The organism is Actinomycetospora sp. NBRC 106378, assembly GCF_030269685.1.
Taxonomy (GTDB): domain Bacteria; phylum Actinomycetota; class Actinomycetes; order Mycobacteriales; family Pseudonocardiaceae; genus Actinomycetospora.
Map to the genome: position 1 here is coordinate 312,264 of NZ_BSTT01000003.1, position 19,524 is coordinate 331,787.

At 73.5% G+C, this 19,524-nt stretch carries 20 protein-coding genes; 12 read left to right on the forward strand and 8 right to left on the reverse strand.

All coding sequences use genetic code 11. The annotated features are described in order from the left end of the window. The first annotated feature begins 17 nt into the window (after positions 1-17). The gene (gene fabI / locus QSK00_RS09850; protein ID WP_285590061.1) at positions 18-785 is read left to right on the forward strand and encodes an enoyl-ACP reductase FabI; all 768 of its coding nucleotides are present in this window, start codon (positions 18-20) and stop codon (positions 783-785) included. Positions 786-1,008: 223 nt separating this feature from the next. Here fabI and QSK00_RS09855 read toward each other — a convergent pair whose 3' ends face one another. Then, positions 1,009-1,716, reverse strand: coding sequence for a M50 family metallopeptidase (locus tag QSK00_RS09855; protein WP_285590063.1), 708 nt, complete (start codon positions 1,714-1,716; stop codon positions 1,009-1,011). A gap of 145 nt (positions 1,717-1,861) precedes the next feature. Between QSK00_RS09855 and QSK00_RS09860 the strand changes: the two genes are divergently transcribed. Continuing rightward, entirely contained in the window at positions 1,862-2,932 is a 1,071-nt protein-coding gene (locus QSK00_RS09860; protein WP_285590068.1) for a ferrochelatase, read from the forward strand. Positions 2,933-3,001: 69 nt separating this feature from the next. Here the strand turns inward: QSK00_RS09860 and QSK00_RS09865 are convergent, their stop codons facing one another. Further along, positions 3,002-3,793, reverse strand: a complete 792-nt coding sequence (locus QSK00_RS09865) for an Rv1486c family protein (RefSeq protein ID WP_285590073.1) — start codon at positions 3,791-3,793, stop codon at positions 3,002-3,004. 244 nt (positions 3,794-4,037) lie between these two features. Between QSK00_RS09865 and QSK00_RS09870 the strand changes: the two genes are divergently transcribed. The 7 genes from QSK00_RS09870 to QSK00_RS09900 are packed head-to-tail and all read left to right on the forward strand — an operon-like array spanning position 4,038 to position 11,167. Next, positions 4,038-4,829, forward strand: coding sequence for a DUF3097 family protein (locus QSK00_RS09870; RefSeq protein WP_285590620.1), 792 nt, complete (start codon positions 4,038-4,040; stop codon positions 4,827-4,829). Between the two features lie 25 nt (positions 4,830-4,854). After that, complete coding sequence (locus QSK00_RS09875; protein ID WP_285590076.1) at positions 4,855-5,286, forward strand: NfeD family protein; 432 nt, start codon at positions 4,855-4,857, stop codon at positions 5,284-5,286. A gap of 2 nt (positions 5,287-5,288) precedes the next feature. Continuing rightward, positions 5,289-6,473, forward strand: a complete 1,185-nt coding sequence (locus QSK00_RS09880; RefSeq protein ID WP_285590079.1) for an SPFH domain-containing protein — start codon at positions 5,289-5,291, stop codon at positions 6,471-6,473. Between the two features lie 10 nt (positions 6,474-6,483). After that, positions 6,484-8,139: a glutamate--tRNA ligase gene (locus QSK00_RS09885; RefSeq protein ID WP_285590081.1), complete on the forward strand. Its 1,656-nt coding sequence runs from the start codon at positions 6,484-6,486 to the stop codon at positions 8,137-8,139. 27 nt (positions 8,140-8,166) lie between these two features. After that, on the forward strand, positions 8,167-8,658 hold the full coding sequence (locus tag QSK00_RS09890; protein ID WP_285590083.1) for a PH domain-containing protein: 492 nt from the start codon (positions 8,167-8,169) through the stop codon (positions 8,656-8,658). Beyond that, positions 8,655-10,181 (forward strand): PH domain-containing protein, encoded by a 1,527-nt coding sequence (locus QSK00_RS09895; RefSeq protein ID WP_285590085.1) that lies wholly within the window; start codon positions 8,655-8,657, stop codon positions 10,179-10,181. Before QSK00_RS09890 ends, QSK00_RS09895 begins: the two co-directional genes overlap by 4 nt. Next, positions 10,178-11,167, forward strand: coding sequence for a DUF3616 domain-containing protein (locus QSK00_RS09900; RefSeq protein WP_285590087.1), 990 nt, complete (start codon positions 10,178-10,180; stop codon positions 11,165-11,167). The genes QSK00_RS09895 and QSK00_RS09900 overlap by 4 nt, the downstream gene beginning before the upstream one ends. Positions 11,168-11,656: 489 nt before the next feature. On the opposite strand, the gene QSK00_RS09905 is transcribed toward QSK00_RS09900, so the two are convergent. Both QSK00_RS09905 and QSK00_RS09910 read right to left on the reverse strand, forming a co-directional pair. Further along, positions 11,657-12,385 (reverse strand): TSUP family transporter, encoded by a 729-nt coding sequence (locus QSK00_RS09905; protein WP_285590089.1) that lies wholly within the window; start codon positions 12,383-12,385, stop codon positions 11,657-11,659. 191 nt (positions 12,386-12,576) lie between these two features. Continuing rightward, positions 12,577-12,912, reverse strand: a complete 336-nt coding sequence (locus tag QSK00_RS09910) for a hypothetical protein (protein ID WP_285590091.1) — start codon at positions 12,910-12,912, stop codon at positions 12,577-12,579. On the opposite strand from QSK00_RS09910, the gene QSK00_RS09915 reads away from it, so the two are divergent. Further along, positions 12,911-13,054: a hypothetical protein gene (locus QSK00_RS09915; RefSeq protein WP_285590093.1), complete on the forward strand. Its 144-nt coding sequence runs from the start codon at positions 12,911-12,913 to the stop codon at positions 13,052-13,054. The genes QSK00_RS09910 and QSK00_RS09915 overlap by 2 nt on opposite strands. A gap of 42 nt (positions 13,055-13,096) precedes the next feature. Here QSK00_RS09915 and QSK00_RS09920 read toward each other — a convergent pair whose 3' ends face one another. Both QSK00_RS09920 and QSK00_RS09925 read right to left on the reverse strand, forming a co-directional pair. Then, positions 13,097-14,563, reverse strand: coding sequence for an NAD-dependent succinate-semialdehyde dehydrogenase (locus QSK00_RS09920; RefSeq protein WP_285590095.1), 1,467 nt, complete (start codon positions 14,561-14,563; stop codon positions 13,097-13,099). Positions 14,564-14,632: 69 nt separating this feature from the next. After that, on the reverse strand, positions 14,633-16,084 hold the full coding sequence (locus QSK00_RS09925) for an NAD-dependent succinate-semialdehyde dehydrogenase (protein WP_285590097.1): 1,452 nt from the start codon (positions 16,082-16,084) through the stop codon (positions 14,633-14,635). Between the two features lie 116 nt (positions 16,085-16,200). On the opposite strand from QSK00_RS09925, the gene QSK00_RS09930 reads away from it, so the two are divergent. Then, positions 16,201-17,709, forward strand: a complete 1,509-nt coding sequence (locus tag QSK00_RS09930) for an FAD-dependent oxidoreductase (protein ID WP_285590099.1) — start codon at positions 16,201-16,203, stop codon at positions 17,707-17,709. Positions 17,710-17,752: 43 nt separating this feature from the next. Beyond that, positions 17,753-18,070, forward strand: coding sequence for a hypothetical protein (locus tag QSK00_RS09935; RefSeq protein WP_285590102.1), 318 nt, complete (start codon positions 17,753-17,755; stop codon positions 18,068-18,070). 78 nt (positions 18,071-18,148) lie between these two features. Here the strand turns inward: QSK00_RS09935 and QSK00_RS09940 are convergent, their stop codons facing one another. Both QSK00_RS09940 and QSK00_RS09945 read right to left on the reverse strand, forming a co-directional pair. Next, a complete protein-coding gene (locus QSK00_RS09940; protein WP_285590104.1) occupies positions 18,149-18,808 on the reverse strand; it encodes a TVP38/TMEM64 family protein in 660 nt (219 codons plus the stop codon). A 44-nt stretch (positions 18,809-18,852) separates the two neighbouring features. Further along, a complete protein-coding gene (locus QSK00_RS09945) occupies positions 18,853-19,464 on the reverse strand; it encodes a putative glycolipid-binding domain-containing protein (RefSeq protein ID WP_285590107.1) in 612 nt (203 codons plus the stop codon). Positions 19,465-19,524 lie beyond the last annotated feature (60 nt).

The window sequence follows — 19,524 nt, forward strand, 5'->3', positions numbered from 1 at the left end:
ACCGAGAAGGAGCTTTCGTGGGTCTGCTCGACGGCAAGCGCATCCTGATCACCGGGATCATCACCGACGCGTCGATCGCGTTCCACGTCGCGAAGGCGGCGCAGGAGGCGGGGGCGACGGTCGTCGTGACCGCCTTCGGCCGGGTCTCGCTGGTCAAGCGCATCGCCCAGCGCCTGCCGGAGCCCGCCCCGGTGATCGAGCTCGACGTCCAGAACCAGGAGCACCTCGACGGGCTCGCCGACGCCGTGCGCGAGCACGTGGACGGCCTCGACGGGGTGCTGCACTCCATCGGATTCGCCCCGGCGTCCGCGCTGGGGGAGGGGGCGTTCCTCAACGCCCCGTGGTCGGACGTCGCGACCGCCATCGAGGTGTCGGCCTACTCGCTCAAGTCCCTCGCGGTGGCGTGCAAGCCGCTGATGGGGCGCGGGTCGAGCATCGTCGGGATGGACTTCGACAACCGCGTCGCGTGGCCCGCCTACGACTGGATGGGGGTCGCGAAGTCCGCCCTCGAGTCGACCACGCGCTACCTCGCCCGCGACCTCGGCCCCGACGGCATCCGGGTGAACCTGGTCGCCGCCGGTCCGCTCAAGACGATGGCCGCGAAGTCGATCCCGGGCTTCGCGTCGTTCGAGCAGGCCTGGACCGACCGTGCGCCCCTGGGCTGGGACCTGTCCGACCCGACCCCGGTCGCGAAGACGGCCTGTGCGCTGCTCTCGGACTACATGCCAACCACGACCGGCGAGATGGTCCACGCCGACGGCGGGTTCCACGCGGTCGGCGTCTGAGCTCTCCCGGTCCCGCGTGTCAGCCGTGTGCCACGACTGACGGTGGACGTCCGGACCGGGACACGCTCGGTCGGCCCGCTCCATGATCATGTCGACGGGACCGTCGGGCTCTCGGGCCATGCGTCCAGCCGCACCGGCCGTCCACTCGACGTGATCATGTCGGCGGGACGGTCGTGGCTGCCGGCGGGGGCCCGGGACAGCCATGGACGTCCCGCCGACTGGATCACGCCTCTGCCGGGACGTCGAACGGCCACACCCCGTCCGGCCACGCGTCGCCCACGAACAGCAGCCGTCCGCCGGCGTAGAGACAGACGAGCGCCGTCGTGACCCAGATGCCCTGCCACACGATCGCCGGGATCCAGGTGTTCCGCGCCATCCACCAGGCATCCGCCCCGGCTCCGCGACTCATCCCGACGGAACTGCGGACGCCGCCCAGGAGCATGAGCCAGACGAGACCGACGGCGACGACCATCTGCAGCATCGTCGATCCGAGCCACAGGGCGACGACGATCCCGACGACGGCGAACAGGGTGACCACGTTCGCCAGTCCCTTCCGGGCGTAGAGAAAAGCGGCGAACAGGAGGAAGGCCGCCACGGCGAGGACGCCCCACGCGTTGCCGTTCGCGAGAACGGCCGCGCCGCCCAGTCCGAGAAGGGGCGGTGTGAAGTAGCCCGCGGACCGGGTCAGGAGTTCCCCGACGCCCCAGCCGGTCTTCGTCACATAGGTGCCGGCGTTGTCGCCGTCGTCCATGGTGAAGTGACTGAACCCCCTCAGTGTCACCACGGACATGATCATGTGCCCGCCCTCGTGGGCCACGGTGACCAGCGATCCGGCCCAGTCACCGGTGAAGACCACGAGTAACAACACGATGAGCGCAGCCTCGTAGACCACCGGTTGGCCCACGATCGGCACGTCGATCAGCTCGTCCACGACGCCCCCCGGCGACCCGTTCGGCGAGCCCCCCTCGCCGTGCGTGGTCAGAAGATAGGTCCACTCACCCGTTCGTGGAGATAGGCCGAACGGGCGGGCGCGCATCACAGGTGGCAGGACGGGGCGGACGGGGAACGATGGAGATGTGAGCACCACCCCGTACGACGCCGTCCTCGTCCTGTCCTTCGGCGGCCCCGAGGCTCCCGACGAGGTCCGACCGTTCCTGGAGAACGTGACCCGTGGACGCGGTGTCCCGCCCGAGCGGCTGGACGCGGTCGAGGAGCACTACCAGCACTTCGGCGGCGTCAGCCCGATCAACGCCCTGAACCGGGAGCTGGTGGCGGCCCTGCGCCGCGAGCTCGCCGAGGCGGGCCTCGACCTGCCGGTGTACTTCGGCAACCGCAACTGGCATCCCTTCGCCGAGGACACCGTCACCGAGATGGCCCAGGACGAGGTCCGCAACGCCCTGGTGTTCGCCACCAGCGCGTACGGCGGGTACTCGGCGTGCCGGCAGTACCACGAGGACATCGCCCGGGCCCGCGAGGCGGCGACCGAGCGCACCGGCGGCGCCCCGGACCTGACGAAGCTGCGCCACTTCTACGACCATCCGCTGTTCGTGGGCGCCGTGGCCGACGGCGTGCGGGCGGCCCGCGAGACGCTCGACGCCGGGCACGAGGCGCGGCTCGTCTTCACGGCCCACTCGATCCCGATCTCGGCCGACGAGACGTCCGGGTCGCCCGGGGAGGGCGGCCACCGCTACTCCCGGCAGATGGCGGAGGCCGCACAGCTCGTCGCCGATGCGGTCGGCGCCGGGGACCACGACCTGGTCTGGCAGTCCCGCTCCGGCCCGCCCCAGGTCCCGTGGCTCGAGCCGGACATCGTCGACCACCTCGACACGCTGCACGAGAAGGGCGTGCCCGCCGTGATCGTGAGCCCGGTCGGCTTCGTGTCCGACCACCTCGAGGTCGTGTGGGACCTCGACAACGAGGCCTCCGAACACGCCGAGGAGATCGGCATGGGCTTCGTCCGGGCCGCGAGCGCCGGGTCGGACCCGCGCTTCGTGAAGATGGTCGTCGAGCTGATCACCGAGCAGGTCGGCGACACGACGCCGCGCACGCTGGGGATCGTGCCCCGGGCGGGGGTGGGCTGCAACGGCGCCCTCTGCGCGCCCGGGTGCTGCGAGCCGCCCGCCCGACGTCGTCCGGCCGCCTCCTGAGACGAGCGAGCGGCACTCTCGCGCACATAGAAACTGCGAGAGTGCCGTTCGTTCGAGGTGGGGCGGCGATCAGGCCGCGCTGAGCACCCGCACCGTCTCCGCCACGGCGGCCACCCGCGCCGCGCGCACGGCCGTCGCGAGCGGCCGCAACGCATCGGTGCGCGCCAGGGCCGCGCCGGAGGTCAGCGCGCCGCCCGGGTCGTCCCCGGAGGCCGCGACCAGGATCGCCTCCACCTCGTCAGCGTGCTGGAGCACCCGCAGCGGCCGGCCGGGGGTCCCCGTGGGCCACGACGCCTGCGGTCGGCCGCGTAGCCGCGCCGCGATCTCCTCGCGCACGCCGGCGCGGGGGCGGGCCACATCCATCTCGGCCAGCGTGGACGCCGCGTCGCGCACCCCGGAGCGCAGGTCGGCCTCGGCGTCGGCGAGCGACGGGTGGGCCTGCGGCGGCACCGCGTCGACCTCGTGGGCGGTCCACCGCAGCACGCCGTCGGCCACGGTCGAGGGCACGACGGCGAGCCCCGCGCCGGCGAACACCGCGCACTCGCCGACCTCCAGGGCCGCCGCGCGCAGACCGTCGGGTCCGGGCAGCCCCCGCACGTCGCCGGGCGCCGGCAGCACCACCCGCGCGTCGAGCCCGAGCGGGCCGCAGCGCTGCCGCAGCAGGACGAGGAGGGCGCCGAGTCCGGCGCCGGCGTGGTCGGGGGTCGGCAGGTCGGTGGCGACGGCGACCCCGATGTCGGCCGCCACCACGTCGTGCGCCTCCGACCACGGGGTCAGGGCGTCGAGGACGTCGTCGGCGGCCACGGCACCGGCGATCCAGGCCGCGCTCCAGACCGCCAGGGACGCGCTCGCAGCAGGCATGCCGACCAGGGTAAGCACGCGTGTCGGTCGCCGGGCGACGACGTCCGAGCACCTACCGTCAACGCCCGTGGCGAGGACGCAGGGCCGGGGCATGCACGGATCGGGCGGCGACAACGCCTTCCGGACGACGGGTGGTGCCGGCCGGGCCCCGATGGGCCCGAAGGCGGGTGGCCCGTCGTCGGGAAAGGGACGCAGCGGCGGTCTCCCGGGAGACGGAGCGCGGAGCTCGACCCAGCTCCCCGGCATGGCGAGCCACAAGCCCAAGGTCGAGATCCTCACCCTGGAGGCCGAGCCCGGGCTGGTCGTCGAGGACGCCACCGGCAGCTTCTGCGGGGCGGTGATCCGCGCCGACGTCCGCGAGGTCGTGCTGGAGGACCGGGAGGGCCGACGGCGGCTGTTCCCGATGAAGCCCGCGTCGTTCCTCTACGAGGGCCGACTGGCCACGCTGACCCCGCCGCGCCCGCGGCAGTCGCCCGAGGCGCAGCGGTCGGCGTCCGGGTCGGTGCGCGGCGACGACCGGCGCGCGAAGGTGGCCCTCCCGCACCGCATCTGGGTGGAGGGTCTGCACGACGCCGCCATCGTCGAGCGGGTGTGGGGCCACGACCTGCGCGTCGAGGGCGTGGTGGTCGAGCCGCTGCACGGCGCGGACGTGCTGGTCGAGGCCGCCCGCGAGTTCGGCCCCGGGCCGCAGCGCAAGCTCGGCGTGCTCGTCGACCACCTCGTGACCGGGTCGAAGGAGTCCCGGATCGCCGAGGGGCTGCGCCGGGATCTCGGGCCCGCCGCGCAGTACGTCCAGGTGCTCGGCCACCCCTACATCGACATCTGGGAGGCCGTGAAGCCCTCCGTCGTCGGGATCCGGGAGTGGCCGACGATCCCGCGCGGCATCGAGTGGAAGAAGGGCGTCTGCGACGTGCTGGGCTGGGGCGACGAGCGCGACGGGGCCCGCCGGGTCCTGGGTGCGGTGTCGGACTGGAACGACCTGCAGACCCCCCTGATCACCGCGATGGAACAGCTGATCGACTTCGTCACCACGTGAGGAGGATCCGGGGCACACTGGACGTGTGATCCCGCTCATCTGGGCGATCGCGGGGGTCGTACTCGTCGTCGCCGAAGTGCTCTCCGGCGAACTCGTACTGGTCATGCTCGGCGCCGCCGCCCTCGGCGCGGCCGGCGCCTCGGCGCTCGGCGTGCCCCTCGGCCCCGACGTGGCGGTCTTCGCCGTGCTCGCGGCCCTGCTCGTGCTGCTCGTGCGGCCCGCGGTGAACCGCCGGCTCCGGGTGCACGACCCCGTCAACACCGGCACCCGCGCGCTGCTCGGCGCCGAGGGCGAGGTGGTCGAACCGATCACCGCCGAGAGCGGGACGGTGCGGCTGCGCGGCTCGCTCTGGTCGGCGCGCGCCCTGCACGACGACGAGCTCGCGGCCGGGACCGCGGTCGTCGTCGTCGAGATCTCGGGGGCGACGGCCGTCGTCACCCCCCACGGAAGGAGCTAGGGATGGGAACCGTCCTGCTCGTGTTCCTGGTGCTCGTGGTGATCCTCGTGATCACCACGGTCGCCAAGAGCGTGACCGTCGTCCGCCAGGCCGAGGCCGCCGTCATCGAACGCCTCGGCCGTTACCAGCGCACCGCCGAACCGGGTCTGACCTTCCTGGTGCCGTTCATCGACCGCATCCGCGAGCGGGTGGCCCTGTGGGAGCAGGTCGTCTCGTTCCCGCCGCAGCCGGTGATCACCCGCGACAACCTGACGGTGTCGATCGACACCGTCGTCTACTACCAGGTCACCGAGCCGCGCAACGCCGTCTACGAGATCAGCGACTACATCAACGGCGTCCAGCAGCTGACGACGACGACCCTGCGCGACGTGGTCGGCGGGATGAGCCTGGAGGAGGCCCTGACCTCCCGGGAGACGATCAACACCGGCCTGCGTCGGGCCCTCGACGACGCCACCGGCCCGTGGGGCCTGCGGGTGGTCCGCGTGGAGCTCAAGGCGATCGACCCGCCGCCGTCGATCCAGGACTCCATGGAGAAGCAGATGCGCGCGGATCGGGAGAAGCGCGCCATGATCCTCACCGCCGAGGGGCACCGTGAGGCGTCGGTGACCGAGGCGCAGGGCAACAAGCAGGCCGCGATCCTCAACGCCGAGGGCGCCAAGCAGTCCGCGATCCTCGAGGCGGAGGCCGACCGGCAGTCCCGGATGCTGCGCGCGCAGGGCGAGCGGGCGGCGCGCTTCTACCAGGCGCAGGGCCAGGCGAAGGCGATCGAGAAGGTCTTCGCGGCGATCAAGGCCGGGAAACCGACGCCGGAGCTGCTCGCCTACCAGTACCTGCAGACCCTGCCGCAGATGGCGCAGGGCGACGCCAACAAGATGTGGGTGGTGCCGAGCGACTTCGGCAGGGCCCTGGAGGGCTTCACCCGCATGCTCGGGGCGCCCGGCGAGGACGGCGTGTTCCGGTTCCAGCCCTCGCCGGTCGACGACGAGACCGTGGCGAAGCGGGCGGGCGATCACGACGAGGACGTCGCGGACTGGTTCGACACCCGCACGGATCCCGAGATCGCGGCCGCCGTCGCGAAGGCCGAGGCGATCGCCACGCAGGGTGTGGCGGGAGACGGGGCGGAACGGACCTCGACCCTGCCGGGCAGCCCCGGGTCGAACGGAGGACCGGCCGTGGCCGACCACTAGCCTGGGGACCATGCTGGATCGCGCGACCGTCGACTCCCTCTTCCCGGCCGACCTGCCCGAGACCGAGGAGTGGGAGCGGCGGTACCCGCCGCGCGACGTGCCGCAGGATGCCCTCGTCACACGTTTCGGGCCGAGCCCGACGGGCTTCGTCCACATCGGCGGCATCTACACCGCGATGGTGTCGCGCGACCTCGCGCACTCGACCGGCGGCACGTACTTCCTGCGGATCGAGGACACCGACCAGGCGCGCGAGGTGGCGGGCGCGGACGTCCAGTTCGCCCGGGCGTTCGACGCCTTCGACCTGCGGCCCGACGAGGGCCCGCTCTCGGGCCACGAGGACGACGGTCCCTACGGCCCGTACCGGCAGTCGCAGCGCGGCGAGATCTACCTGAGCTACGTGCGCGAGCTGCTGCGCCGCGGGCTCGCGTACCCGGACTTCGCGACGAAGGAGGAGCTCGCCGAGATCTCCGACGCGCAGCGGAAGCTGAAGCTGCCGACGGGCTACTACGGCCGGTGGGCGCCGTGGCGCGACGCCGACGAGGGCGAGGTCACCCGTCGTCTCGAAGCCGGGGATCCGTACGTGGTGCGGTTCCGCTCCGAGGGCAAGGTCGGGGAGCGGGTCGCGTTCACCGACCGGCTGCGCGGCCGGGTCGAGGCCGAGGACAACCACAACGACGTCGTCATCCTCAAGACGTCGGCGACCGAGCCGCGGCTGCCCACGTACCACTTCGCGCACGTGGTCGACGACCACCTGATGCGGACCTCGCTGGTGGTCCGCGGCGACGAGTGGCTGTCCTCGGTGCCCACCCACCTGCAGCTGTTCGCCGCGCTCGGCTTCCCGCAGGTCGAGTACGCCCACCTCGCACCGCTGATGAAGCAGGAGGGCAGCTCGCGTCGCAAGCTCTCGAAGCGCAAGGACGACGAGGCGTCGGTCGACTTCTACCTGCAGGCCGGCTACCCGACGGACGCGGTGCTCTACTACCTGCGCGGGCTCGCGAACTCGCCACTGGCCGAGGTCCCGCTCGCCGAGGCGCTGGCCACGCCGCTGCAGCTCGACCGGTTCCAGTCGGCCGGCCCGCTGGTCGACATGGTCAAGCTGGCCGACATCTGCGCCGACCACATCGCGACCCTCCCCGCCCCCGAGGTGCTCGCGGGCGTGCTCGGGTGGGCCCGCGAGTACGACTCGACGCTGGTCGAGGTACTGGAGGAGAACGAGAAGCTGGCGCTGGCGGCCATCGACGTCGAGCGGGTCGGGGTCGAGAACCCGCGCAAGGACCTCTCGTGCTGGTCGGGGTTCCGGGCTGCCTACGGCTTCTTCTTCCCGGAGCTGTTCACCGACGTCACCGACCCCGCCGACGAGCGCTTCGGCGGTCTCGACCCGGCCCTGGTGTCCCGGCTCGCCGAGGACCTCGCGGCGCGCTACGAGCACGAGGGCGACCAGCCGACCTGGTTCCAGCAGATCCGCGACCTCGCCGGGCGGCACGGCTTCGCGCCGAACCCGAAGACGTACAAGAAGGACCCGGACTCCTACCCGGGCATGCTGCGCGACGCGGCGAACGTGATCCGGGTGCTCGTCACGGGAGCGCAGCGCAGCCCCGACCTGTACGAGGTGACCCGTGTGCTGGGCGCCGACGAGGTGGTGCGCCGGATCCGCGCGGTGGCCTGAGGTCGGTTTCTGCCCCAGGGTGGGCCCGTGTCCACCGACGTCCCGCTCCGACCGCCGCGTGAGTCCCTCGACCCGCGCGTCCGGTCGTGGTGGCGGGTGCACGGGCTCGTGTGGCCGCTGCTGCTCGCCGTCGTGCTGGCGGTGCTCGGCCTGCTGATCCCCGCGATCGGCTGGTTCCTGCCGCTGGCCGGCGCGGTGGCGGTGGTCGGGCTGCTGGTGGCGCTGCTGTTCCCGGCCTACTGGTACCGGGTGCACCGCTGGGAGCTGACGCACGACGCGGTGTACACCCGGTCGGGGTTCGTGTGGCAGGAGTGGCGGGCGGCGCCGCTGTCGCGGATCCAGACCGTCGACACCACCCGGGGGCCGTTGCAGCAGGCGCTCGGGCTGGCCACGCTCGTCGTCACGACGGCGTCGGCGAAGGGGGCGGTGACGGTCGCGGGCCTGGACCACGCTCGGGCGGCGGAGATCGCCGAGACGCTCACCCGGGCCACGCAGGCCGTGCCGGGGGACGCCACGTGAGCTCGCCCGAGGACGGGTGGCGGCGGCTGGACGCGCGCACGGTCCTCGCCTCGGCGGTCCTGGCGCTGGGCGCCTGCCTGGCCGCCGGGGTGCCCGTCCTGCTCGGCCAGCGCGGCCGGGACACATTCGCCTTCACCCTGGGGTTCATCGGCACGGGCGTCGTCCTGCTCGTCGGGGCGGCCGCGGTCATCGAGTACGTCCGCCTGGCGCGGACCCGCTTCCGGGTGGGCCCGGAGCGCGTCGAGGTGCACAGCGGGATCCTCGTGCGGGCCCGCACGGGGCTCGCGCGGGAACGGGTCCGGTCGGTCGAGGTGACCGCCGACCCGGTGCTGCGGGTGCTCGGGCTCGCGACGGTCCGGATCGGCACCGGGCAGAAGGCCTCGGCGTCCGACAAGCCGCTCGAGCTCCGCGCGCTGCGCCGTCCCGACGCCGAGGCGCTGCGTCGGGAGCTGCTGGAGCGGCCCGCCCCTCCGGATCCGGCCGACGTGCCACCCCGCGACGAGACCCTCGCCGTGCTCGACCCCGGATGGATCCGGTTCGCGCCGCTCTCCGCGCTCACCCCCGCCCTCGGCGTCGCGGGGTTCGGGGCGCTGCTGCAGGGCTCGGACTGGTTCGGGCTGCAGCGGACCGTGCTGGACGACGCCGCCCGTCTCGCGCTGGTGCTGGGGGTCGCGGTGTCGCTGGTCGTGGCGGTGCTGGTGGTCGCGGCGGTCGGGACCGTGGCGTCGCTCGCGGTGTTCGTCGAGTCGTGGTGGGGCTACCGGCTGACGCGCGAGCCGCGCACCGGGGCGCTGCACGTGCGGCGGGGCCTGCTGACCCGGCGGTCGACGACGCTGGAGGAGGACCGCCTGCGCGGGGTGGCGGTCGTGGAGCCGGCCGCGGTGCGCTGGTTCGGGGCCGCCCGGGTCGACGCCGTGGCGACCGGCCTGTCGCGCGGCCAGGAGCAGCGGTCCGATCCCCGGGGGCTGCTCCCGGTCGCGCCGGCCGCCGTGGTCGACCGGGTGGTGGCCGAGGTGCTGCGCGAGCCGGCGGCGCCCACCACGCAGGTCGTGCTGCAGGCCCACCCGCCCGCGGCGCGCACGCGGCGGGTCCGGTGGGCGTCGGCGGTCTGCCTGCTCCCGGCGGTCGCGCTGGCGCTCGTCGGGCTGGCGGCGGACGCACACGGGCTGTGGCTCCCGGCGCTGGTGCTCGTCCTCCTGGGGCTGGCCGTCGGGACCTGGCTGGGTCGGCTGGCCTACCGCAACCTCGGCCACGGGCTCGTCGGTCGCTACGTGGTGACCCGGCACGGGGCGCCCGGGCGGCGGACGGTCGCGCTGCGCCGCGACGGCATCCTGACCTGGACCCTCACCCGCACGCCGTTCCAGCGGCGGGCGGGGCTGGTCACGCTGTGGTTCACCACGGCCGCGGGGGAGGGCGCGTACGGCGTGTACGACCTCGGCGTCGAGCAGGCCATGACCCTCGCCGCGGAGACCCTCGGGGACCGCTTCACCCCGTACCTCGCCGAGACCAGGGTGGTGGCGTGACGGCCCGCGCGGTGCTCCACCTCCACGAGCACACGCACACCTACGGCCTCTCGCTGTCGGGGCTCGCGGTGCGCGGTGACCGGATGCTCCTCGCCCCCGACGAGGGAGCGGCGCTCCTCGGGCTCACCCGCCACTCTGAGGAGGACTGGGGCGACCCGGTGGAGTTGCCTCTCGGGGACCTCGTCGACCTCCCGGGCGATCCCGGCGACGAGGTGGACGTCGAGGGCATCGACGTGACCGACTCCCACGTCTGGGTCACCGGCTCGTTCTCGGCGAAGCGCAGGCGGGTCAGGCAGGGGACCCCGCCGACGGAGGTGGCGGCCCGGCTCGCCCGCGTGTCGGGGGAGAAGTCGCGCCGGGTGCTGGCGCGCCTCCCGCTGGGCCCCGAGGGGTTCCCGACGGCGGGTGGGGTCCGGTTGCCGTCGGGGCGTCGCGGTCTGTTCGGGATGCTCGCCGACGACGAGCACCTCGGGCCGTTCGTCGGCATCCCGGGCAAGGACAACGGGTTCGACGTCGAGGGGCTCGCCGTACTCGCGCCGGACCGGGTCCTGCTCGGCCTGCGGGGCCCGGTTCTCCGGGGCTGGGCCGTGGTCCTGGAACTGACCCTCGGGGACGGCGACGGCGAGCTGACGCTGCTCGGCGTCCGGAAGCACTTCCTGGACCTGCGCGGCCTCGGGGTGCGCGACCTGCTCCGCGACGGCGCGGACCTGCTCGTCCTGGCCGGCCCGACGATGGTGCTGTCCCGTCCGGCGCGGGTGCTGCGCATCCGCGGGGGAGCCCGGGGACTGCCCGACGCCGTGCCGGCCGGGGACGTCGAGACCGTGTGCGAGCTCGTGACCGGAGACGGCGAGGACCACCCCGAGGCGATCGCCGTGCTCGGTCCGGGGTCGCTGCTGGTGCTGCACGACAGCCCGTCCGCCGACCGGCTCGGGGAGCACACCGTGGCCGGGGACGTGCTGCGCGGGCTGGACGTCGGCGGGGCCTGAGCCCGCGCTCGGATGGCTGGGTGGTCGGTGGTGTGGCCGGGTGGCAGCCTGCGCGTCCCGCACACACTGCGCTGGGACCTCGACCCGGATGCGGTGACCCCTGCGCGTCCCGCACACACCGCGGCCGGACCTCGGCCCGGATGCGGTGACCCCTGCGCGTCCCGCACACACCGCAGCCGGACCCGACGCCGCGTCGTGCCCGGCACGGATGTGTGCGTCCCGCGTCAGGGTCGGCGACGTCGAGTACTCGGCCCCGCCGGATGTGTGCGCCCCGCGCAGGGCGCGACCCACCCCTGCGCTCGCGCGCCCGAGGTGTCACCCATCGGTCGGCCGAGGGCCTCCCGGCCCGACCGATGACGTCTCGCCGGCCACTCGCGAAGTGCGCCCGGTCGAGGCCTCACCTGTCCGCCTCACCGAGCGGCCACGGGCGGCCCGACAGGGGACGTCTCGTCGGCCGGCCAGAGCCGCCTCGTGGCCGGGGACGTGCCCTCAGAGCTCCAGCAGGCCCCGCACCACGGTCGCCGCCGCGCCCACCGCGGCGACGGCCAGCATGAGGCGCCGCCCGAGCACCGGGTCGAGCCGCCGCTGCACGGGCCCGCCCAGCAGTACCCCGGCGGTGATGGCGACGAGGCCGGCCACCCAGGTCGTCGTGGCCAGGGCGGGGACGCCCTTGACGAGCAGGGCGGTCAGGTTGACGGCGAGCAGCACCGCCTGCGCGGTCGGCACGAACACCCGCGGCTCGATCCGCTGGGACGTCCCGTAGGCCGAGATCAGCGGCCCGCCGACACCGGCCGTGGCATTGACGAAGCCCGCCGCGACGCCGGAGCCCACGGCTCCGGCCGGCCCCCGCAGCGCCGCGCCGGCCGCCGGGACCACCGACAGCCCGACCCCGAGCAGTGCCAGCAGTCCGACCACCACCAGCAGTGGCGCCTCCGGCAGGGTCGTCGCCACCAGCGCACCCGTCGGGACCCCGACCGCCGCGCCCAGCAGCAGCAGCCCGACCGCCGACCAGCGCGCGTCCCGCCACGTCTGCACCAGCACCAACGTGCAGAGCACGCTCTGCAGCGCGTTGCCGAACGACACCCCGTCGCGTGGCCCGAGCACGGCGACCAGGAACGGCGCCCCCACCAGGGCCAGCCCGAGGCCGGTGGTGCGCTGCAGGGTCGCGCCCGCCATCACCGGCACCCCCACGAGGAGGGCCACCACGACGGGGCTCATGCCCGGCATCCTCGCACTCCGTGGTCGGCACGTTGCGTGACTGGGATCTGGTGCGCACTCGGCGGATCGAGGCATCATTCGGGCGCAGTCAACACCGAGGGTGAGAGAAGGCGCGCCGTGGCCATTCGTTCAGCCCAGTCGACCCGACCCGACGTCGGGAAGGAGAGCGCGGACCGTGAGCAGCAGGGTGGTCAACCCCACGCCCCGCACCGCGGTGCGCCGCCGGGCCGGCGGCCGGCGCTCGCCGTCGGGGTGGCGGGGCTGCTGCTCCTCGGTGCCTGCGGCAGCGGTGGGGGCAGCGCGGACGTCCGCTGCTCGGCCGGCCACTGCCGGGCGGTGGTGACCGGGACGCCGATCGAGGTGTCCGAGCCGTCGAGAGCGGGGTCGATGGCCCTGATCGCCGGGACGTCGACGAGCCGCCCGAAGCCGACGACCTCGAGGTCCAGCCCGTCGAAGCCCACGACGCGGCCCACGACCCGCAGCACCACCACCCGCACCACGCGCGACCGCGACGAGGTGGACTTCATGGTGCGGGCGATCGGGCCGGGCTGGGTCGAGATCGACGAGCACGGCGTACAGCGCATCGCCGTGGGCCAGGTCTTCGCCGAGGACGACGCGCTCGTCCGCGTCGAGCCGTCCGACGGACGGACGGCCGTGTTCACGTGGTGAGCACTTCTCCGTGCCAGGACACGGAGAAGTGCTCACCTGTGCTCACACGTTCATCGCGACGTACTTGATCTCCAGGTACTCGTCGATCCCGACGTCGCCGCCCTCGCGGCCGAGCCCGGACTGCTTCACCCCGCCGAAGGGGGCGCCGGCGTTGGAGACCATGCCCTGGTTGAGGCCGACCATGCCGGCCTCGAGGCGCTCGGAGAGCCGGATCGCGCGCTGCAGGTCGCGGGTGTAGAGGTAGCTGACCAGCCCGAACTCGGTGTCGTTGGCCGCGCGGATGGCCTCGTCGTCGTCGGTGAAGGTGAAGATCGGGGCCACCGGGCCGAAGATCTCCTCCTTCACCAGCCGCGCCGAGGTCGGCACGTCGGCGAGCACGGTCGGCGGGTAGAAGTAGCCCGCGCCGTTGGGGATCTCCCCGCCGGTGCGGACCTTCGCGCCCTTCTGCACGGCGTCGTCGACGAGCTCGGCGACCTTGTCGCGCTGGTCGGCCTCGACGAGCGGGCCGACCTCGACGCCGTCCTCGGTGCCGCGGCCGATGGTCATCGACCCCATGCGATCGACCAGCTTCTTCGTGAACTCCTCCGCGACGTCGGCGTGCACGTAGAACCGGTTGGCCGCGGTGCAGGCCTCGCCGATGTTGCGCATCTTCGCGAGCATGGCGCCCTCGACCGCCGCGTCGACGTCGGCGTCGGCGCAGACCACGAACGGGGCGTTGCCGCCGAGCTCCATCGAGGTCTTGAGCACCTGCTTCGCCGACTGCTCGATGAGCTTCTGCCCGACCTCGGTCGACCCGGTGAACGACAGCTTCCGGATCCGGCCGTCCTCGATCAGCGGGCCCATCACCTTGCCGGTCGACTTGGTGGTGACGACGTTGAGCACGCCCTCGGGCAGGCCCGCCTTCGCCAGGATGTCGGCCAGCTTGAGGATGGTCAGCGGGGTCAGCGAGGCCGGCTTGATCACCATCGTGCAGCCCGCCGCGATCGCCGGGCCGATCTTGCGGGTGCCCATGGCGAGCGGGAAGTTCCACGGCGTGATCAGCAGGCACGGGCCGATCGGCTGGCGCATGACCAGCACGCGGCCGGCGCCGGTCGCGTTGACCTTCCACTCGCCCTGGATCCGCACGGTCTCCTCGGAGAACCAGCGGAAGAACTCGGCGGCGTAGCTGATCTCGGCCTTGGACTCGGCGAGCGGCTTGCCCATCTCGAGGGTCATGAGCATGGCGATGTCGTCGACCTGCTCGGTGATCATCTCGAAGGCGCGGCGCAGGATCTCGCCGCGCTCCCGGGGCGCGGTGGCCGCCCACTCGGCCTGCTTCTTCGCGGCGGCGTCGAGCGCCGCCATGCCGTCCTCGGGGGAGGCGTCGGCGACCTCGCACAGGATCTCGCCGGTGGAGGGGTCCTCGACGGGGAAGGTCTTCCCCTCCGCGGCGTCCCGCTCGCGGCCGCCGATCAGCAGCTTCTTCGGAACGTCCTCGATGACCCGTCGCTCACGGTCGGCGTCGCTCATCTGAAGAGCTCATCTCCTCGTTCGTGCTCGTTCGGTCAGGCACAGATGCCCGCCGCGTCGGTCCGCTACTCACAACGTCACGGCGACGTACTTCGTCTCCAGGTACTCGTCGATCCCGACGCGGCCACCCTCGCGACCGAGACCGGACTGCTTCACGCCGCCGAAGGGCGCCGCGGGGTTGGACACCATGCCCTGGTTCAACCCGACCATGCCCGCTTCGAGCCGCTCGGAGAGCTCGAAGGCCTTCCGCAGGTCCTGGGTGTAGAGGAACGCGACCAGCCCGTACTCGGTGTCGTTGGCCAGGCCAATCGCCTCGTCGTCGTCGGTGAAGGTGAAGATCGGCGCCACCGGACCGAAGATCTCCTCGTGCGCCAGCCGGGTCGACGGCGGGACGTCGGCGAGCACCGTGGGCGGGTAGTAGTAGCCCTCCCCGTCCGGCACCTCGCCCCCGAGCCGCACCGTGGCGCCGTCCGCCACGGCCTCGGACACCAGCCCGTCGACCTTGTCGCGCTGCACGCCCGAGATGAGGGGCCCGACCTGGACGCCCTCCTCGGTCCCGCGGCCGACCTTCTGCGCGCCCATCCGCTCGGTCATCTTCGCGGTGAACTCCTCGGCGACGTCCGCGTGGACGTAGAAGCGGTTGGCCGCCACGCACGCCTCGCCGATGATCCGCATCTTCGCCACCATCGCGCCGTCGACGGCCTTGTCGACGTCGGCGTCCGCGCAGACGATGAACGGCGCGTTGCCGCCGAGCTCCATCGAGGTCCGCAGCACCGTGTCGGCCGCCTGGGCCAGGAGCTTCCGCCCGACCGCGGTCGAGCCGGTGAAGGAGAGCTTGCGCAGCCGCGGGTCGTGCAGGAGCGGCTCGACGACACCGCCGGGGTCGGTGGTCGTCACGACGTTGAGCACGCCCGCGGGGAGCCCGGCCTCGGCGAGCACGTCCGCGAGGTAGAGCATCGTCAGCGGCGTCAGGTCGGCGGGCTTGACCACCATCGTGCAGCCGGCGGCGATCGCCGGGCCGATCTTGCGGGTGCCCATCGACAGCGGCATGTTCCAGGGCGTGATGAGCAGGCACGGGCCCACCGGGCGGCGCATCACGAGCATGCGGTTGCCGGCGGGGTCGGTCGCGAAGTCCCCGGAGATCCGCACGGCCTCCTCGGAGAACCAGCGGAAGAACTCCGCGGCGTAGGTGACCTCGGCCGTCGACTCGGTGACCGACTTGCCCATCTCCAGCGTCATCAGGACGGCGAGCTCGTCCCGGCGCTCGATGAGCAGGTCGTAGGCGCGGCGCAGGATCTCGGAGCGCTCGCGCGGCGGGGTGGCCGCCCATTCCCCGGAGGCCGCCACGGCAGCGTCGAGAGCTGCACGGCCCTCCTCGGGCCCGGCGTCGGAGACCTGCGCGATCGTCTCGCCCGTGGAGGGGTCCTCCACCCCGAAGGTCCGGCCGGTGTCCTGCGACTTCCCGCCGATCCGCAGCCCGGTCCCGACGGCTCCGACGATGGCCTTCTCGTTGTCCTGCACGGGCGCTCCTGCTCTCGTCTCCCGGCTACGCCTTCCCCGATCAGCAGTGCCCCGGGGAGGGAGACCACAACCGCCAGCGACGGCGGGAGTACGCCGGGATCCCTACCCTCGGCGAGGTGTTCGCTCCGCACGTCGTGGTCGCTCCCCGCCCGGACCTTCCCCAGCGCCTTCCTGACGGCGGGGGTGGTGCGGTCGTCGTGGTCGGCGGCGGTCTTGCGGGCGTGACGGCCGCGACGGTCCTCGCCGAACGGGGGATGTCGGTCGAGCTGCTCGAGGCGGCGCCCCGGCTCGGCGGCCGGCTCGGGACCTGGCCGCGCACGCTGCCCGACGGGACCGAGGTCACCGTCGAGCACGGCTACCACGGGTTCTTCCGGCAGTACTACACGCTGCGCGACGTCCTGCGCCGCGTCGACCCGGACCTCTCCTTCCTCCGCGACGTCGGCGGGTACCCGGTGGAGAGCCGGGAGTGGGAGTCCGAGGACTTCACCGACCTGCCCACCACGCCGCTGGCCAACCTCGCGGCGCTGGTCTGGAAGTCGCCGAGCTTCCGGCTGCGCGACCTGCGCAAGGTCGACGGCCGCGAGGCCCTCGCGATGCTGCGCTACGACCCGGTGCGCACCTTCGCCGAGCACGACCACCGCACCACCGCCGAGCTGCTCGACGCCTTCGGCTTCTCCGAGCGCGGCCGGGCGATGCTCTTCGAGGTCTTCGCGCACTCGTTCTTCAACACCGAGCAGCGCTACTCGGCCGCCGAGTTCCTCGCGATGTGCCACTTCTACTTCACGGGCAACCCCGAGGGCCTCGGGATGGACGTTCCGACCGACCACTACGACGCCACGATCTGGTCCCCCTTCGCGGCGCTGCTGGAGAAGCACGGCGCCACGGTGACGACCGACGCGCGGGCCACCGTCGTCGTCGACGGGCCCGGCGGCTGGTCGGTCGGCGTGGAGGGCGGGCCGTCGCGCACCGCCCGTCACCTCGTCGTCGCCACCGACGTCCCCGGCACCCGCACGCTGCTCGCCCGCTCACCCGGCTTCGCGATGACGGCGCCACGGCTCGCCGGGCAGGTGGCCGAGCTGCCGGGCGGCGAGCCCTACGTCGTCGCCCGCCTGTGGTGCCGGGGCGACGTCGACGCCCGCCACGCCGACTTCACCGGCGTGACCCGCGAGCGCATCCTCGACTCGGTCACGCTGTTCCACCGCATCGAGGCCGAGTCGGCGGCCTGGGCGTCGCGCACCGGCGGCTCGGTCATCGAGCTGCACTCCTACGCCTGCCCGCACGAGGCCTCGCGCGACGAGCTGGTCGCCGAGATGCGCCGCGAGCTGGAGGGGCTGTGGCCGGAGTTCGCCGACCTCGAGGTGCTCGACGTCGACGCCCACCTCTACGCGAACGCGCCCGGCTTCGACCCCGGCTATCACGCGCGCCGGCCCGGCGTCGTCACCGACGCCCGCGGCCTGCGCCTGGCGGGGGACTGGGTGGCCACCGACGTCCCGTCGGCCCTCATGGAGCGCGCCGCGGTGACGGGCGTGCTCGCCGCCAACGACATCCTGCGCGAGGAGGGACTCGCGCCCGAGCCCGTCCGGTCGATCACTCCACGCGGCGTCCTCGCGGGGCGTAGGCGATAGGGTGCGGCGCGTCAGGCGTTCACAGCTCGAGGAGAGGGACAGCGTGCAGACCCGACGGGTGGCGTCCTTGCTGGTCATCGCGGCGGCCTCGGTGGCCGTGCTGTCGGGGTGCGTGTACGACGCCGAGCCCGCGCCGGGCTCGCCGCCCAACCCCAACGTGTTCTCCACCGAGGGCTTCCCGGCGCCCGGCCCCGCCCCGGTGCCCGGGCAGATCACGCCCGGCCCGGTCGCCCCGCCGGCCCCGGCGGACTCGCCGCGCCCGTCCACCGGCCCGGAGGGCGTGCAGCCGACCCCGGCGCCCCAGACCTCCGAGACCGAGCCGCGTCCGACCAGCGCGCCCGCCCCGGCTCCGGGCAGCTAGCACCCCTTCGGGCAGGAAAGCGTCGTTGTTGTCGCCCGGCGACAGCAACGACGCTTTCCTGCCACGGGGGGTCGCGGCCTACGCGGACCCGTCGTCGTCGGGAACGGCGGCAGGACGCCGACGACCGCGGGCCGAGACGAGGATCCCGATCAGGCCGAGGGTGCCGGAGATCCCGAACGCGATGAAGGACTGCGGCGAGATCCCGCCGCTGACCGCGTCGCCGAGGAAGACGACCGCCGCCGTGCCCGGGATGAGTCCGACCAGCGTGCCGATCAGGTACGCGTGCCAGCGGACGCTGGTCACGCCGAGCGTGTAGTTCAGCGGCGCGAACGGGATGCCGACCAGCCGCGACGAGGTGACGGTCAGCAGTTCCCGCTCGCAGAGCCGGGCCTCGAGCGCCCGGACGCGCGCAGGGCCCAGACGGGCGATCGCCCGGCCCCCGAGCCGGCGCGCGATCCAGAACCCGACCAGCGCGGACACCATCGACGCGGCCACGGCGAGCGTGATGCCCCAGAACGGGCCGAACATCAGCCCCGCGGCGAGCGTGAACGCGGTGCGGGGGATGGGCGTCGTCGTGATGATCGCGTGCACGAGGAAGAAGATCAGCGGCGCCGTGGGGCCGACGGCGAGCACCCACTCGCGCAGTTCGGACGGGCTCGGCAACGGCACGACCACCGCCACCACCACGGCGACGACGAGCAGGCCGAGTGCGAGCAGGCCCCGCGTCCGGTTGCGCACGCCCGTCCTCTCCCTCGGCGGCCCCCGACGGGACCTCAGACTACTCAGCCGACGCGCGCGAACAGCCCCTGGTACTCGCGGACCAGCCCCAGCCCGTCGACGGTGAAGGCGAACGACCCGTACAGCGGGTCGGCGTAGATCCAGCGGTCCGCGGCCTCCCGGCGGTAGGTCTGCGCGACCCGCCGGACGGCGAGCGACGGGACGTCGACCCAGGCGACGTCGACCGTGCGCTCCTCGCCGACCGCGAGGCCGAGCCGCCGGACCACGAGGGTGTTGGTCAGCGGGCTCACCGAGACGTCGACGTCGTGGCAACCCTCGAGCTCCGGCCAGGTGCGCCCGTCGAGCGTCCAGTGCCCCAGGGCGTCGGCGCCGAGCGTGACCCGGTCCAACCCGTCGCCCCCGAGCGCCTCGAGGAAGCAGGCCCGCGTCTGCCACCGGGCGTCGACCACCACCGAGAACCGCGTGGACCACGGGCGCGGGGCGGCCTGCTCGCCGATCGGGCCGGTGTCGTCGGGGGAGTCCGCCCCGAGGGCCGCACCGTCGAGGAGGAACGCGGCGTCCGGCTGCTCGGGGGTCGGGTCCATCTCCGAGACGACGCCGTGCACCAGTCCGTGCGGCTCGTCGAGGCGTCGCCAGAGTGCGGTCCCCAGGGGCATCGCGACATCGTGGCACGATCGGGAGGGGACGAAGTCGATCAGGTCGATCGTTCGGACGGG